The sequence below is a fragment of the Aristophania vespae genome, assembly GCF_009906835.1.
Classification (GTDB): domain Bacteria; phylum Pseudomonadota; class Alphaproteobacteria; order Acetobacterales; family Acetobacteraceae; genus Aristophania; species Aristophania vespae.
In genome coordinates this window covers 1,220,613-1,235,000 of record NZ_CP047652.1, presented here as the reverse complement: position 1 = coordinate 1,235,000, position 14,388 = coordinate 1,220,613, and the positions used below count along the sequence as shown (strand labels likewise).

14 protein-coding genes, 2 tRNA genes and 2 rRNA genes (1 of these 18 cut by a window edge) are annotated in these 14,388 nt (G+C 43.0%); 17 read left to right on the top strand and 1 reads right to left on the bottom strand.

What is annotated here, in order from left to right; translation table 11 throughout:
* From GT348_RS05555 to GT348_RS05515, 9 genes are all read left to right on the top strand, one after another.
* A 23S ribosomal RNA gene (locus GT348_RS05555) occupies window positions 1–326 on the top strand; it begins 2,416 nt to the left of the window's first position.
* Window positions 327–411: 85 nt separating this feature from the next.
* Window positions 412–526, top strand: a 5S ribosomal RNA gene (gene rrf, locus GT348_RS05550).
* 31 nt (window positions 527–557) lie between these two features.
* A tRNA-Met gene (locus GT348_RS05545) sits at window positions 558–634 on the top strand.
* Between the two features lie 406 nt (window positions 635–1,040).
* On the top strand, window positions 1,041–1,691 hold the full coding sequence (nfsB, locus tag GT348_RS05540; protein WP_160618861.1) for an oxygen-insensitive NAD(P)H nitroreductase: 651 nt from the start codon (window positions 1,041–1,043) through the stop codon (window positions 1,689–1,691).
* Between the two features lie 128 nt (window positions 1,692–1,819).
* Window positions 1,820–2,272 (top strand): hypothetical protein, encoded by a 453-nt coding sequence (locus GT348_RS05535; RefSeq protein WP_160618860.1) that lies wholly within the window; start codon window positions 1,820–1,822, stop codon window positions 2,270–2,272.
* Window positions 2,273–2,319: 47 nt separating this feature from the next.
* Window positions 2,320–3,498, top strand: a complete 1,179-nt coding sequence (gene metX / locus GT348_RS05530; protein WP_160619458.1) for a homoserine O-acetyltransferase MetX — start codon at window positions 2,320–2,322, stop codon at window positions 3,496–3,498.
* Window positions 3,488–4,087: a methionine biosynthesis protein MetW gene (gene metW / locus GT348_RS05525; protein ID WP_160618859.1), complete on the top strand. Its 600-nt coding sequence runs from the start codon at window positions 3,488–3,490 to the stop codon at window positions 4,085–4,087. Before metX ends, metW begins: the two co-directional genes overlap by 11 nt.
* Window positions 4,088–4,590: 503 nt before the next feature.
* Window positions 4,591–5,883: a DEAD/DEAH box helicase gene (locus GT348_RS05520; protein WP_160618858.1), complete on the top strand. Its 1,293-nt coding sequence runs from the start codon at window positions 4,591–4,593 to the stop codon at window positions 5,881–5,883.
* 60 nt (window positions 5,884–5,943) lie between these two features.
* The gene (locus tag GT348_RS05515; protein WP_160618857.1) at window positions 5,944–6,522 is read left to right on the top strand and encodes a DsbA family protein; all 579 of its coding nucleotides are present in this window, start codon (window positions 5,944–5,946) and stop codon (window positions 6,520–6,522) included.
* A gap of 913 nt (window positions 6,523–7,435) precedes the next feature.
* On the opposite strand, the gene GT348_RS05510 is transcribed toward GT348_RS05515, so the two are convergent.
* Window positions 7,436–7,526, bottom strand: a tRNA-Ser gene (locus tag GT348_RS05510).
* A 170-nt stretch (window positions 7,527–7,696) separates the two neighbouring features.
* Between GT348_RS05510 and ffh the strand changes: the two genes are divergently transcribed.
* The 8 genes from ffh to leuB are packed head-to-tail and all read left to right on the top strand — an operon-like array spanning window position 7,697 to window position 14,372.
* Complete coding sequence (gene ffh / locus GT348_RS05505) at window positions 7,697–9,115, top strand: signal recognition particle protein (RefSeq protein WP_160618856.1); 1,419 nt, start codon at window positions 7,697–7,699, stop codon at window positions 9,113–9,115.
* 51 nt (window positions 9,116–9,166) lie between these two features.
* Entirely contained in the window at window positions 9,167–9,511 is a 345-nt protein-coding gene (rpsP, locus tag GT348_RS05500) for a 30S ribosomal protein S16 (RefSeq protein ID WP_160618855.1), read from the top strand.
* 25 nt (window positions 9,512–9,536) lie between these two features.
* Window positions 9,537–10,016 carry a ribosome maturation factor RimM gene (gene rimM / locus GT348_RS05495; protein ID WP_236646429.1) on the top strand — a complete coding sequence of 160 codons (480 nt, stop codon included), beginning with the start codon at window positions 9,537–9,539 and terminating at the stop codon, window positions 10,014–10,016.
* A 58-nt stretch (window positions 10,017–10,074) separates the two neighbouring features.
* The gene (gene trmD / locus GT348_RS05490; protein WP_160618854.1) at window positions 10,075–10,782 is read left to right on the top strand and encodes a tRNA (guanosine(37)-N1)-methyltransferase TrmD; all 708 of its coding nucleotides are present in this window, start codon (window positions 10,075–10,077) and stop codon (window positions 10,780–10,782) included.
* A gap of 22 nt (window positions 10,783–10,804) precedes the next feature.
* A complete protein-coding gene (rplS, locus tag GT348_RS05485; protein ID WP_160618853.1) occupies window positions 10,805–11,197 on the top strand; it encodes a 50S ribosomal protein L19 in 393 nt (130 codons plus the stop codon).
* 18 nt (window positions 11,198–11,215) lie between these two features.
* The gene (leuC, locus tag GT348_RS05480; RefSeq protein ID WP_160618852.1) at window positions 11,216–12,643 is read left to right on the top strand and encodes a 3-isopropylmalate dehydratase large subunit; all 1,428 of its coding nucleotides are present in this window, start codon (window positions 11,216–11,218) and stop codon (window positions 12,641–12,643) included.
* A complete protein-coding gene (gene leuD / locus GT348_RS05475) occupies window positions 12,643–13,269 on the top strand; it encodes a 3-isopropylmalate dehydratase small subunit (protein ID WP_160618851.1) in 627 nt (208 codons plus the stop codon). The genes leuC and leuD overlap by 1 nt, the downstream gene beginning before the upstream one ends.
* Window positions 13,269–14,372 (top strand): 3-isopropylmalate dehydrogenase, encoded by a 1,104-nt coding sequence (gene leuB / locus GT348_RS05470; protein ID WP_160618850.1) that lies wholly within the window; start codon window positions 13,269–13,271, stop codon window positions 14,370–14,372. The genes leuD and leuB overlap by 1 nt, the downstream gene beginning before the upstream one ends.
* The last annotated feature ends 16 nt before the right edge of the window (window positions 14,373–14,388 follow it).

Genomic DNA, 14,388 nt, shown 5'->3' with positions numbered 1-14,388 from the left:
CGATTAAAGTGGTACGTGAGCTGGGTTTAGAACGTCGTGAGACAGTTCGGTCCCTATCTGCCGTGGGTGTAAGAGACTTGAGAGGATTTGTCCCTAGTACGAGAGGACCGGGATGAACGAACCTCTGGTGCACCGGTTGTCACGCCAGTGGCACAGCCGGGTAGCTAAGTTCGGAATGGATAACCGCTGAAAGCATCTAAGCGGGAAACCAGCCTTAAAACAAGGTCTCATAGAGCCGTCCAAGACCAGGACGTTGATAGGTCAGGTGTGTAAGTGTGGTAACATGCTGAGCTAACTGATCCTAATCGCTCATATCTCTCACACATCAAAACACATGCACAGTCATCTTTTACTCAAAAACACACTAACAACTTCTCCTCAGACCTAACTTTGTTAGGGTGAGCGGGAAGACCTGGTGGCTATGGCAAGGGGATTAGACCCGATCCCATCCCGAACTCGGCCGTAAAAACCCTTAGCGCCTATGATACTGCACCTTAAGGTGCGGAAAAGTCGGTCGCCGCCAGGTCCCCTCGCTCACCCAACTCTTTACCCACCCCCGCGGGGTGGAGCAGCCCGGTAGCTCGTCAGGCTCATAACCTGAAGGTCGTAGGTTCAAATCCTACCCCCGCATCCAATAGCTCTGACAGATTCCTATCTCATATCTATATGATCTGTTACTCTCTCTCTTATTATCAATCTATATATACTTCCAATAAAATACTTCCGTATAAAAATATAAAAATTACACAATACCTCCCATAGCACATATCACTAAAATTATATCTCCGGGTTGGGATTGTAATTAAAAAAATAATTTCCTTACTACCGTTTCATTATATAGTTACGTTCCATTTTCGAGGTCAACGCGCCTCTAAAGCTCTGATCCTTTTTAGAAAAATAAGTCCCTAAATTTATTGTTTGCATTAAAGCTGCTTATCTCAAGATCACCATGGCGCTCTGTTGCTCTTTTTTAAAGACTTCTCTTTAAAACATTTTTCCTGTTAGTTTTAATTATAACCAATTGCCTAAATGAGTGATCTATGACGTTACAAAATACCTTACAATCTCGTTACTCTGCCAAGTCTTATGACGTAAATAAATCATTGCCGCCTGACATTGTGGCAAAACTTTTACAATCTTTGCAATTAAGCCCGTCATCTTTAAATAATCAGCCTTGGCATTTCATTGTCGCTGATGACGAAAAAGGCAAAAAGAGAATTGCTAGATCAACTAGCAATATGTACCAGTTTAATCATGGAAAAATAATTGAAGCTTCTCATTCCATAGTACTTTGCGCACGGAATAATTTATCTGAAGATTATTTTCAGTCCTTATTAGATCAAGAAAAAAAAGACGGCCGCTTACCAAATGAAGAGGCAGTTAATAGGGCAAAGCAAGGGCGGCAAGCCTTTTTATCTTTGCACGAAAAAGAACATGACATAGCTGTCTGGAACCAAAAACAAGTTTATCTTGCTTTGGGTTTTTTACTACTGTCGGCAGGTCTATTAGGGGTAGATGCTACGCCGATTGAGGGCTTTGATGTTGATATTCTTTCTCAAGAATTTGATTTGAAAGCCAAGGGTTTGACACCTTGCGTAATCGTTACACTTGGCTATCATGCCGAAGGTGACTTTAATGCAAAACTGCCAAAATCACGCCTTCCACAAGATATAATATTTTCCCGCGCCTAATTTGTAATTTTCAAGGAAGGATAGAGGTTTAAAGCTCATCCTTCCTTTTCTAAAACACATTTAATATGTTGCAAATGAGAGTTGTTCTCATTTAGAGTAGAGGATCATCAAAGATAGGGTGATTCCTTATGAAGATTATTCATTTAAACGAAAGATTTGATTATTTTCGGCTGACATTTGAAGAGCGGATGGCTCTGTGGTGTTTAAGGCACTTATTTTATACGCCCAATATGACGGTTAAATCACAATCTTCCATGGTCTCTTTTTTGGGTCCTGAAGCCTTAGAACTAATAAAATTATCTAAGAATATTACTATTGATAGTTTTAATGATCCTAGTTGTTGTTACTGTAATGACTTGGAAATAAATTTTATTACAATTCTGCGACATATACAGCTAGCTAATAATCAATTTCTGGTTCGATCTTATGAAAATGTAATTTTAGAAAATTTAAGTGCCATTTTAGCGCTTAAAGGTCTTTGGTTACAAAATAAAAAAGAAATTTATAGTGGTCAAAATATTGTGTTCAAAATGGATGTTTCTGAGCAAAGTGCAAACACAATGTTATATGCAGCAGAATGAAAGCTCTTGCCAATAAAGTAATCTTATTTAGAAATGAAAGGTAATTACTGAGCCGAGAGAAAGAGGTAACTCGTTTGAGCCATCAGATTTATACCCACGAAGAGGGATTAGAACTTCAATGTGGGCAAATGTTAGCGCCGCTTGATATTGCTTATCAAACATACGGTACTCTTTCGCCTGATCGTGATAATGCCATTTTAATTTGTCATGCGCTCACAGGTGACCAATATGTTGCTGATCCACACCCTATAACCAATAAACCAGGGTGGTGGGCTAGAATGGTAGGGCCTGGACTTCCCATTGATACAAATCGTTTTTTTGTCATTTGTAGTAATGTTTTAGGGGGGTGCATGGGGTCTACCGGTTCACTTTCCATATGTAGAGAGACCGGTCAGCCATGGGATAATGATTTTCCGGCAATTACTATGCACGATATTACGGCTGCTCAGGCTAAACTCATAGACCACTTTAATATTAAACGTTTATTTGCTGTGATTGGTGGTTCTATGGGAGGGATGCAAGTTCTTTCTTGGGCAGCAAATTATCCCGAACGTGTTTTTGCCGCGATGCCTATAGCGACCGCACCTTATCAATCTGCTCAGAATATCGCTTTTAATGAAGTCAGTCGCCAGGCTATTTTTGCCGATCCTGAATGGCATGGCGGTAAATATAGGGTTCATAACACACTGCCAGCTCGTGGCTTAGGGGTGGCACGTATGATGGCTCATATTACTTATTTATCTGAAGAGGCTTTGACTCGTAAGTTTGGGCGCCGCATGAGGCAAAATTCGGTCCCTGCAAAAGAAAATGATTTGCCGTTATTATTTGACGGCATGTTTGAAGTTGAAAGCTATTTAAGGCATCAGGGTTCAAGCTTTGTAAAGCGTTTTGATGCTAATTCATATCTAACAATTTCCCGGGCCATGGATTATTTTGATCTTGCAGCCGATCATAATGCTGATCTTGCCGAGATATTTCGTTGGTCTTCTACAAGATTTTGCGTAATTTCTTTTAGTTCTGATTGGCTTTTTTCAACCATGCAATCTCGCCAGCTTGTACGTGCTCTTAATCGTGCCGGAGCCAATGTTTCTTTTGTAGAAATTGAAACAGATCGTGGTCATGATGCATTTTTGTTGGAAGAACCAGACTTTGACCGTACAATGAGGGGATTCCTCAGAGGTGCAGCTGCTCATGCAGGGCTGAAAGAGACTTATCATGCGGGTTGATCAACAACTTATAGCCGATATGATCCCTCATGGCAGCCGGGTTTTGGATGTTGGAAGTGGTGATGGACATCTTATTGACTATCTGTTCAACCATAAGGGCTGTGAAGCCCAGGGCATAGAAATTGATATGCGCTCTGTGACACAATCTGTTGCTCATGGTTTACCTGTAATCCAAGGTGATGCAGATCATGACCTTGCAGATTATCCGGCCCATACTTTTGACTACGTTGTTTTGCAGCGCACATTACAGGCAGTCGAAAAACCAAGAGAGGTTTTAAAACAACTTTTAAGAATTGGACGATACGCCGTCGTTTCTTTTCCCAATTTTGGTCACTGGCGCTTAAGATGGCAGTTATTACATACAGGTCGTATGCCAATGACACCAGTATGGAATACACCCTGGTATATAACGCCCAATATTCACCCATGCACAATTTATGATTTTATGGCCTTGTGTGAAGCTGAAAATTATAAAGTTGAAAAATGGCTCGCTGTAAAAGAAGATGGCTGCTCATTACCGTGGCATCGCTCAATTCGTTTGGCCAATCTCTTTGGTGAACAAGCACTGTTTCTTTTAAGAAAAGCCTAGAGCTTTTTAAAAAACGCATATAAAGCGATATATAGGGCAATATGTCGCTAAAACTATATGGTGAGATACTGTAATAAAATCGTGGTTTAAAGAACAGAGAATGTTGCAATAAGGGCGATAATTACCACTGCAAGGTATAATTGTGCCTTAAGAGTAGTTTTAATTTTACAAAAGTTTAAAAAAATATTAATTTACCTAAAATTGATGAGCTGGTCATCTATGTGAGATTGGCAAAATTAATCTCGTCCCAGATATAAATTTTGGTACTTGTTTTTAAATAAAATCGCGAAATTAAATTATTTTGAGTTTAGCAGACATATTTATAGTGACAGATTAAAACTCACTTAGCCCTTTTTTATGCAAAAGTGACAAACGTTAAAAAATCCCTCACTTACTCTTGTGTTCCGTGTTAAGGCATGCCAAGTAAATAGTACTGCTTGAGTACTATTTAACTTTCTCGTCGTTAGGTTTCGTGATCAGGTAACGCTTACAAAGGAGATAATATGGCCAATTTTGCGGAACTCGGTCTCGCAGAACCTATTTTGAAGGCCCTTATTGATGAGGGCTATACGCAGCCCACCCCTATTCAGGAAGAATCAATTCCGCACCTTCTAAAGAAGCGTGACTTGTTAGGATTGGCACAAACCGGAACAGGTAAAACAGCGGCTTTTGCCCTGCCAATTTTGCACCATATTTTATCAAATCCTAAACGGCCTTCCCCTAAAGGTATGCGCGCGCTCGTTCTTGCGCCTACGCGGGAACTTGCTGCACAAATAGATGCAAGTTTCTCTGCTTATGCCCGCTATATGAATTTCCGTCATGCCGTTATCTTTGGTGGTGTAGGTCAAAATCGCCAGGTAGAAGCCATGAAGCGGGGGGTTGATGTGCTGGTAGCTGCTCCTGGGCGTTTACTGGATTTAGTATCTCAGGGCTATATTGATCTTTCTACACCGGAATTTGTAGTGTTGGATGAAGCTGATCGTATGTTGGATATGGGTTTTATCCACGACATTCGAAAAGTGATTGCTAAACTTCCAGCAAAGCGTCAAACGCTGCTTTTCTCGGCAACAATGCCCAATTCTATTTCGGAGTTGGCACATTCTCTGCTCAATGATCCTGCTCTTGTTCAAGTAACACCCGAATCTAGCACGGTAGATCGTATTCGGCAGGCTGTGCTTTTTGTAAAAGCAGAGCAGAAAAAACCTGCTCTTTTAATGCTGGTTGATAATGATAAAGTTGAACGTGCTGTAGTTTTTACACTCATGAAGCACGAGGCTAATAAAGTCGCTGATTATCTTAATGATAATGGAATTAGTGCAGCGGCTATTCATGGGAATAAGTCACAGGGTGCTCGTGAACGTGCCATGGGCGGCTTTAGGGATGGTAACGTGCGTGTTCTTGTAGCAACAGATATTGCTGCACGCGGAATTGACGTTGACGATGTTTCTCACGTCTTTAACTATGATTTGCCCAATGTGCCAGAGTCATATGTTCATCGTATTGGCCGTACAGCTCGTGCAGGGCGTGATGGTTGGGCCATTTCTTTGTGTGATGCCGAGCAGAGAGCATGGTTGAAAGACATCGAAAATCGTATTGGTAAAGATGTTCCTGCTATTACAGACCATCCTTATCACTCAGAAGAAGCTCGACTTTCGACTCAGCGCCCCCCAGTTTTGGGAGGTGGACGACGAAATACAAGAGGATCTTCTGGGGGACGTCGGCCAAAAGGGAATGGCTCTACTAAACAGCCAAAAAAAACTATGTCTCATAACAGGCAGAGAAAATTTTCTCGCTAAACTCTGCGTGACAGTTTGTAAAAGGCGTTTTATCTTTTCTAAGAGAAAAGGAGAAATGTCATGGCAAATAGAGCGACTAAACCTGTGTCTTTAATATGGGGCACAGGCCCTCTTAAACTTGATATATTTATTGAGCCTACATGCCCTTTTTGCGTCCGAACGCTTGGCAAAATTAAGCCATTTCTTTCTGAAGTTGGCGAAAGCAATGTCATGGTCGAGCTGCATCTTCATTCTCAGCCTTGGCACTTATTTTCGCCCGTTATCATGCGTTCTATTTTAGCAGCGGCAACGTTACCTGATGGTAAAAACAAAGCGTGGCATGTACTAGAGATTATAGGACAGCATCGCGAGGAATTTGAGTTTAAAGATCATGCCTCGGGGCCAAATATGGAGGCAACACCAAACGATATTGTTCGCCGTGTAGAACAATATAGTGGCCTATCTTTACAAGAAGCCTTTAAATCTCAAGACGTGACAGCTTCCTTGAAGCGTTATGCAAAATTTGCACGCCAAAACGGGATTCATGTTTCTCCAACCTTTATGGTTAATGGGTTGATTGACAATCGCTTTAGTAGTGGTGAAGACATTTCTGAGTGGGTAGAGCGTGTACGTGCGGAGTTAAAAAATAAGCTGAGTTAAGATTTAAATATTTTTATACCATCTTTATAAAATGCAGTTCAGATTTTTCTTTTTTTGAAATTTGAACTGCATTTTATGTATAATGGTAATAATAAAATGGATTTAAGTTAAATTTTTACGATTTTTTGCAAATATTAATTATGCACACTATGCATTTATAACCCTACTTTCTGTATAGAAAAATTGCAAAATAGTTTTGTAAGATTATATATTACTCTAAACGAAGATTATCAATATATAAGAAATAAACTATGCAATAGCGGCAAGTCATATATAATTCTTTTGATGTGAGAAAGTATTTGACCTGGTTAACTTCATATGAGCGCCACTAAAAAAACTAAGCAGTAAATTATAAAGAATTCTTTTATTGAAATATAAATTTAATTATTCGCAATGAAACTACAATTTTAATGCACTTTATAACTTATTAAAAGGCATAGGCTATCCAATATTGGCAGGTCGTAACACAGACTAGCCAATTTATGGGAGAATGGATTATTTTGAATATGAGATATTATTGCAAGTCTAACAAAACGATTTAAAATTTAATTTTAGCGATACTTATCTTAAGTTTGTTTAGAATCCTGCTGCTTATATTGGCTAATACGTTCTAAGCATAATACCTAAAGATCAGGCACATTATTTCAGTCAGTCCTGAATATGATTACTGATGATTCAAGGCAGGGTTATTACACAAAAATTACTATAAGAATACTTGGTGAATTCCGGCCATACTAATATTATTTATTTCAGGTTCTGGTCTAAACCTTGGGATGAAGATGAAAAATTGTCCAAGAAAAAAATTACAGATATCAATTGGCTTGTTGCAACAATTCAAGAGGCAATAGTTATATTGATGAATATCAGTGCTAAGCTCGGTTTCTTAGCATTATGATTATTTAAGAATCCGCCTTGGCGGAGAGGGTGGGATTCGAACCCACGATACGCTATTAACGTATGGCGGTTTTCAAGACCGCTGCCTTAAACCACTCGGCCACCTCTCCTGCTCTCAAGGAGTGGAACTGCATAAACCCCAAAATGAGCACCACGTCAAGTGATAATTAACACTTGACCAAAAACTTTTCTATCATTATTGCTCATATCTAGTTTTCGGACACGTCACTCCGCGAGGGTTCGCGCAGTGGCGCGTTTGTCATGGGGTAAGGGTTAATTCATGTTCGAGCAACTCTCCAGCAGAATGTCACGTGTTTTCGAGGGTCTCTCACGTGGTGGGAAGCTCTCTGAAGCAGATGTTTCGGAAGCTATGCGTGAAGTGCGCTTAGCTATGCTTGAAGCAGATGTTGCCTTGCCTGTAGTGCGCTCTTTTGTTGCTAAAGTAAAAGAAAAAGCTGTCGGTGAAAAAATTCTTGAAGGTGTGTCTCCTGGTCAAGCTGTTGCTAAGATCGTTAATGACGCGCTGATCGAATCTTTGGGCGGGGCTGGCGTAGCCCCTCTCAATATGGCTGCTTCTGCTCCCGTCCCTTTATTGATGGTAGGGTTGCAGGGGGCTGGTAAAACAACAACAGCCGGTAAGCTCGCTTTAAGGCTGGCAGGACGTGAGCGTAAAAAAATTCTGCTCGCCAGTTTGGACGTCCAGCGCCCTGCAGCGCAGCTTCAGCTTCAGCAATTGGCTCAGCAGGCAGCTCTTTTGACAGAAGGGCGCGTTGCTTCTTTACCTATAATAGCCGGGCAACAACCTGTTGAGATTGCACAGCGAGCTTTAGAGGCAGCTCGTCGTGAGGGCTTTGATGTTGTTATTTTAGATACAGCAGGCCGTTTGGCTATCGATGAAGCCCTCATGAATGAGGTGCGTGAGGTCCGTGATGTTTCCAGACCGGCAGAAACATTGCTGGTTGTTGATGCCATGACAGGGCAGGATGCGGTAAATACAGCCCAGGCCTTTAAGGACCAGATCGGTATATCTGGTGTTGTTATGAGTCGTATGGATGGTGATGCACGTGGTGGTGCGGCTCTTTCCATGAAGGCAGTAACAGGCGCGCCTATTAAATTTACAGGTTCTGGTGAAAAGCTGGATGCTTTGGAAGAATTCCATCCTGAGCGTGTAGCTGGGCGCATATTAGGCCTTGGTGATATTGCCGGTTTGGTTGAAAAAGCCTCAGAGCAGTTAGACCAAGAAGAAGGCGAACGCGTTGCGAAGAAAATGCTCGCCGGAAAATTTGATCTGGATGATTATGTGTCTCAAATCAATCAGATCAATAAACTTGGTTCTATATCAGGTATTCTCGGCATGTTGCCTGGAATGGGGAAAATAAAAGAGAAGCTTGAGGGTAAAGATATTGATACGTCGATCTTTAACCGTCACAAAGCAATTATCTCTTCTATGACCCGACAAGAACGCAAAACGCCAGGTATTATTAAAGCCTCGCGTAAAAAGCGTATAGCAGCCGGTTCGGGGACGACTGTCCCAGAAGTAAACAGGCTGTTGAAGCAGTTTGATGAAATGTCCACCATGATGAAGCGTGTAAGCAAGATGGGCTTATCAGGTTTAATGCGCGGCGCGGGTGGTGCTGGCGGACTAGGTAATCTGATGAAAGGGCTTGGCTCTCAAAAGGGGCCTTCGTCTTTTCATTAGAAACTGGCTTTAGTCACACATTATTAAAGTTTTTTGTAAATAGGAGTTTTTATGAGCCTAAAGATTCGACTGTCACGCGCCGGTGCTAAAAAGCGCCCTTACTACCATATCGTTGTTGCTGACAGCCGTAGCCCACGTGATGGTCGCTTTATCGAGAAAGTAGGGGCTTATAACCCTATGCTTCCTTCCGATCATGCTGAGCGTGTTAAGCTAAATGATGAGCGTATTAAGCACTGGCTTTCACAAGGCGCTCAGGCAACTGATCGTGTTGCACGTTTCCTAGGTCATGCAGGGATTGCCCCTAAATTTGCTTATAATGAGCAGCCAAAGAAATCTGCACCAAAGAAAAAAGCTCAAGAACGCGCAGCTGCAGCTGCTGAAGCCGCTTCAGCTTAAGTAACGTTGTTTTAGGAGATTTTCTTTGACGCGTTCTGCTTCTGACCAGAAGATCCATATAGCAACAATAGGACGTCCGCATGGAGTGAAAGGACTCGTACGCCTTCATTCTCTTACGGAAACACCTTCATTGCTTGAGGAATTGGATCATCTTTTTGATGATCAAGGGCAGAAATGGCACGTAAAATGGGTATCTCCAAATATAGCCGCTTTAACCGACGGACAGGGGCAAGCTCTTTCAGATCGCACTATGGCAGAAAAGTTCGTTAATAAACGGCTTTACATATTGAGATCATCTCTTCCAGTTACCGAGGAAGAAGATTTTTATCATATCGATCTGATTGGTTTAAAAGCGCTTTCTCCCAAAGGAGACTCTCTCGGGACTGTTACAATTGTCCATGACTATGGAGCAGGAACTAGCTTAGAGCTTGATTCTGGCTTCATTATCCCTTTACGCGTGCTTGCGTTCCGACAATCGACCTTGAAAAAAAGGAAGTTGTTATAATCCTTCCTGATGAGGTTGAAGTTGAGGGCGATCTTGATGGCGAGGTTAAAATCAGGGCGTGACGTGGCAGGCTGATATATTAAGTCTCTTTCCGGAAATTTTTCCGGGACCATTGGGCTTTTCCCTAGCGGGGCGGGCCTTAAGGGAGGGACTTTGGTCATTTAAAGCGCATGATCTACGGCCTTATGGGCTTGGAAAACATCGCGCCTTGGATGACACGCCTTTTGGTGGTGGCGCTGGTATGGTGATGCGTCCAGATGTACTGGACCGGGCTTTATTAGATGTTACAGCAAAAGACAAAGCGAAACGGCCTATTATATATCCTACGCCAAGAGGAAAACGTGCAGAGCAAAAAGATATTGCACGGTTTGCACAAGGTCCAGGGATGGTCATTTTATGCGGGCGCTTTGAGGGTGTCGATGAACGTGTGCTTGAAAAGCATAATGTTCAGCAATTATGTCTTGGAGATTTTGTACTTTCAGGAGGAGAAATTCCTGCTCTGGCTTTGATGGATGGGTGCATACGCCTTCTTCCGGGAGTTATGGGGTCATCCTTAAGCGGAGAAGATGAAAGTTTCTCTGGTGGATTATTGGAATATCCCCAATATACAAGACCAGCAGAGTGGGAGGGGCGGCCAGTTCCATCGGTTTTGCTAACTGGGCATCACGGTGACATAGCTCAGTGGCGCCAAGAAAAATCAGAGGCTGTTACGCGTGAGCGTCGTCCAGACTTATGGGCGGCGTATCAGCAGCAGCCATTATATTGAGTGAGTTGTAGGAGTAAGCTTAATGAATATTGTACAACAATTTGAAGCGCGTGAGATAGAGCGCCTTTCTGCTCTTCGTAGCGTGCCAGACTTTGCTGCTGGTGATACATTACGCGTTGGTGTGCGCGTGGTGGAAGGTACGCGTGAGCGTGTGCAGGTGTTTGAAGGTGTCGTAATTGCTCGTTCAAACCGTGGTTTAAACAGTAATTTTACTGTGCGTAAAATTTCTAACGGTGAGGGTGTAGAGCGCGTTTTCCCACTTTACTCACCAGCCATTGCCGGCATCGAAGTTGTTCGTCGCGGTAAAGTCCGTCGTGCGAAATTATATTACCTGCGTGGTCGCTCTGGTAAATCTGCTCGTATTGCAGAACGTCCTCGCGATGTTAATAAAGGTGCAGAAGCCTCTGCTTCTTAATTTGGGAGATATTTGAGAATGCATAATCCGTCATTCCCCCGAACTCTTTATGATAAAGTTTGGGATGATCACGTTGTCAAAACCCTCGATGACGGAACATGCCTCCTCTATATTGACCGACACCTCCTTCATGAGGTGACAAGCCCGCAAGCCTTTGAAGGGTTGCGGGCCGCAGGCCGCAAAGTACGGCGGCCTGATGCGACAATGGCTGTAGCTGATCATAATGTGCCAACATCTGATCGGTCTTTACCCATTGAAGACCCTCAGAGTCGCTTTCAAATTGAAACACTTGAAAAAAATGTCAAAGCCTTTGGCGTTCCATATTTTGCACTAAACTCAGCTGATCAGGGTATTATTCATGTTGTAGGACCAGAGCAGGGCGTCTGCCTTCCTGGTATGACTATCGTATGTGGTGATAGCCATACATCTACTCATGGTGCTTTGGGGTCTCTGGCCTTTGGGATTGGTACTTCAGAGGTAGAGCACGTTTTGGCCACGCAAACACTTCAGCAAAAACGTGCTAAAAATATGCGCGTTTGCGTTGAAGGAGAAGTAGGGCCTGGCGTTACAGCTAAAGATATTATGCTGGCTATTATCGGTAAATTAGGCACAGCAGGTGGTACTGGTCACGTTATAGAATATACGGGCTCAGCAGTGCGCTCGCTTGATATGGCTGGGCGTATGACATTATGTAATATGTCTATTGAAGCCGGTGCTCGTGCTGGTATGATTGCCCCTGATGAAACGACATTTGCATATGTTAAAGGTCGTCCTTTTGCTCCTAAAGGTGAATCTTTTGAACAGGCTGTTGCCTATTGGAAGACACTTGCCAGTGATGAAAATGCTGTTTTTGATACAGAAATCACGTTAGACGCTGCCAGCATTGAGCCATCTGTAACGTGGGGCACAAGCCCTGAAGATGTGCTGCCCATTACCGGAAAAGTGCCGAGACCTGAAGAGTTTGCCGATCCTGCGAAGGCTGAGCGTACTCGTCGTGCCTTAAGTTACATGGGTCTTGAAGCCGGCCAGGCTATAGCTGGTACCCCCATTGATGTGGTCTTTATTGGTTCCTGCACTAATAGCCGTATTGAGGACTTGCGTTCAGCAGCTCAGATTGTGCGTGGTCATAAAGTTGCAGAAAATGTCAGGGCTATGGTTGTTCCCGGTTCGGGCAACGTCCGTAAAATGGCTGAAGAAGAAGGCCTTGATAAGATATTTATTGATGCTGGTTTTGAGTGGCGTGAAGCAGGATGTTCAATGTGCCTAGGCATGAATCCTGATAAATTAAAGCCATTTCAAAGATCTGCTTCAACCTCAAATCGTAATTTTGAGGGACGTCAGGGTCCAAATGGGCGCACCCATTTATGTTCACCAATGATGGCAGCCGCAGCTGCTATAAAAGGGTGCCTATGTGATGCGCGTGACATTATGCAGGAGGGTGTGTAATGGAAAAATTTACTACTTTGACATCTGTTGCAGCGCCGCTACCGCAGGAAAATATTGATACTGATCAGCTCATTCCGGCTCGCTTTTTAAAAACAACGCAGCGTACAGGTTTAGGTGAGCATCTTTTTGCCGCTCAGCGTTATGATGAAAATGGTGCTGAAAATCCTGATTTTGTGTTGAATAAACCAGCCTATCGCAATGCTGGTATTCTTATAACACTTGATAATCTGGGTTGTGGTTCTTCGCGTGAGCATGCGCCATGGGCACTGCTTGATTTTGGCATAAAATGTGTCATAGCGCCGAGTTTTGCTGATATTTTCCATAATAACTGTTTCAAAAACGGCATTCTGCCTATTCGTCTTCCTCGTGAAATATGTGAAACATTGATGGAAGATGCCCAGGCAGGGGCAAATGCACGCTTTACAATTGATTTGGAACGTCAGGAAATTATTCGTCCTGATGGGCAAATTATTCATTTTGAGGTTGACCCTTTTCGCCGTCAGCTCTTGCTAGATGGTGCTGATGACGTTTCGCAAACCTTACATTTTGAAAAAGATATTGCTCAGTTTGAAAAACGCTCAGAGCGCCAGTGGGTTCCATCAACATTAAAAGAAGGTGCTGAATAATGGCTCATAAATTACTTCTTTTACCGGGTGATGGTATCGGGCCTGAAATCATGGCCCAGGCTGTAAAAATCCTAAACTGGCTGAGGGACACTCGCGGCTTAAAATTAGAGATGGAAGAAGAGCTTGTTGGTGGAGCCTCTCTAGCCGTTCATAATCACCCTATTCGTGATGAAGTCATTGCAAAAGCAAAAGAAGTTGATGCGGTTCTTTTTGGGTCAGTAGGCGATCCTAAATGGAAAGATGTACCTTTTGACCGTCGTCCAGAAGTTGCTATTTTAAAGTTGCGTAAAGACCTTAATCTTTATGCAAACTTACGTCCGGCGCAGCTTTTTGACCCTCTTCTTTCGGCTTCAGCTTTAAAGCCTGACGTTGTTCGCGGGCTTGATCTGATGATCGTGCGCGAAACTGTCGGTGGTATTTATTTTGGTGAGCCCAGGGGAATCAAAACACTTCCTGACGGGTCACGTGTTGGTATTAATACAGAAGTTTATACTACTTCTGAAATTGAGCGTGTTGCTCGTGTTGCATTTGAGCTTGCTCGTCTGCGTCAGGGGCGTGTCTGTTCAGTAGAGAAGTGCAACGTAATGGAAAGCGGCCTTCTTTGGAAAGAAGTTGTCACTGACCTTCATCAGCGTGACTATAAAGATGTGGAATTATCCCACATGCTGGCCGATAATTGTGCCATGCAGCTTGTACGGGCGCCACGTCAATTTGATGTGATTGTCACCGGTAATCTCTTTGGTGATCTCTTATCTGACCTAGCGTCTATGTTAACGGGGTCGCTTGGTATGTTGCCTTCTGCCACATTGGGGAGTGTGAATGAGAATGGTAAGAGAGCTGCACTTTACGAACCTATTCATGGTAGTGCTCCCGATATTGCAGGGAAAAATATCGCTAATCCTCTAGCGCAAATTCTTTCGCTGGCAATGTTGCTTCGCTATTCATTAAAGAGACTAGAGGATGCTGCACTAATTGAGCTGGCCGTCAGTAAAGTTTTAGAAAGCGGGTTGCGCACTGCCGACATTGCTACAGATGGTGTTAAAGCTGTGAGCACTGAGGAAATGGGCGAGGCAGTGCTGAAAACACTCGCAAAGTTGGCGTAATTACTCTGAAATTTAT

What these genes read in the sequence shown, in the direction of transcription:
- nfsB (WP_160618861.1), top strand. Translation starts at nt 1,041, where the DNA reads ATGACGTTACAAAATACCTTACAATCTCGTTACTCTGCCAAGTCTTAT.
- GT348_RS05535 (WP_160618860.1), top strand. Translation starts at nt 1,820, where the DNA reads ATGAAGATTATTCATTTAAACGAAAGATTTGATTATTTTCGGCTGACA.
- metW (WP_160618859.1), top strand. Translation starts at nt 3,488, where the DNA reads ATGCGGGTTGATCAACAACTTATAGCCGATATGATCCCTCATGGCAGC.
- GT348_RS05520 (WP_160618858.1), top strand. Translation starts at nt 4,591, where the DNA reads ATGGCCAATTTTGCGGAACTCGGTCTCGCAGAACCTATTTTGAAGGCC.
- GT348_RS05515 (WP_160618857.1), top strand. Translation starts at nt 5,944, where the DNA reads ATGGCAAATAGAGCGACTAAACCTGTGTCTTTAATATGGGGCACAGGC.
- ffh (WP_160618856.1), top strand. Translation starts at nt 7,697, where the DNA reads ATGTTCGAGCAACTCTCCAGCAGAATGTCACGTGTTTTCGAGGGTCTC.
- rpsP (WP_160618855.1), top strand. Translation starts at nt 9,167, where the DNA reads ATGAGCCTAAAGATTCGACTGTCACGCGCCGGTGCTAAAAAGCGCCCT.
- rplS (WP_160618853.1), top strand. Translation starts at nt 10,805, where the DNA reads ATGAATATTGTACAACAATTTGAAGCGCGTGAGATAGAGCGCCTTTCT.
- leuC (WP_160618852.1), top strand. Translation starts at nt 11,216, where the DNA reads ATGCATAATCCGTCATTCCCCCGAACTCTTTATGATAAAGTTTGGGAT.
- leuD (WP_160618851.1), top strand. Translation starts at nt 12,643, where the DNA reads ATGGAAAAATTTACTACTTTGACATCTGTTGCAGCGCCGCTACCGCAG.
- leuB (WP_160618850.1), top strand. Translation starts at nt 13,269, where the DNA reads ATGGCTCATAAATTACTTCTTTTACCGGGTGATGGTATCGGGCCTGAA.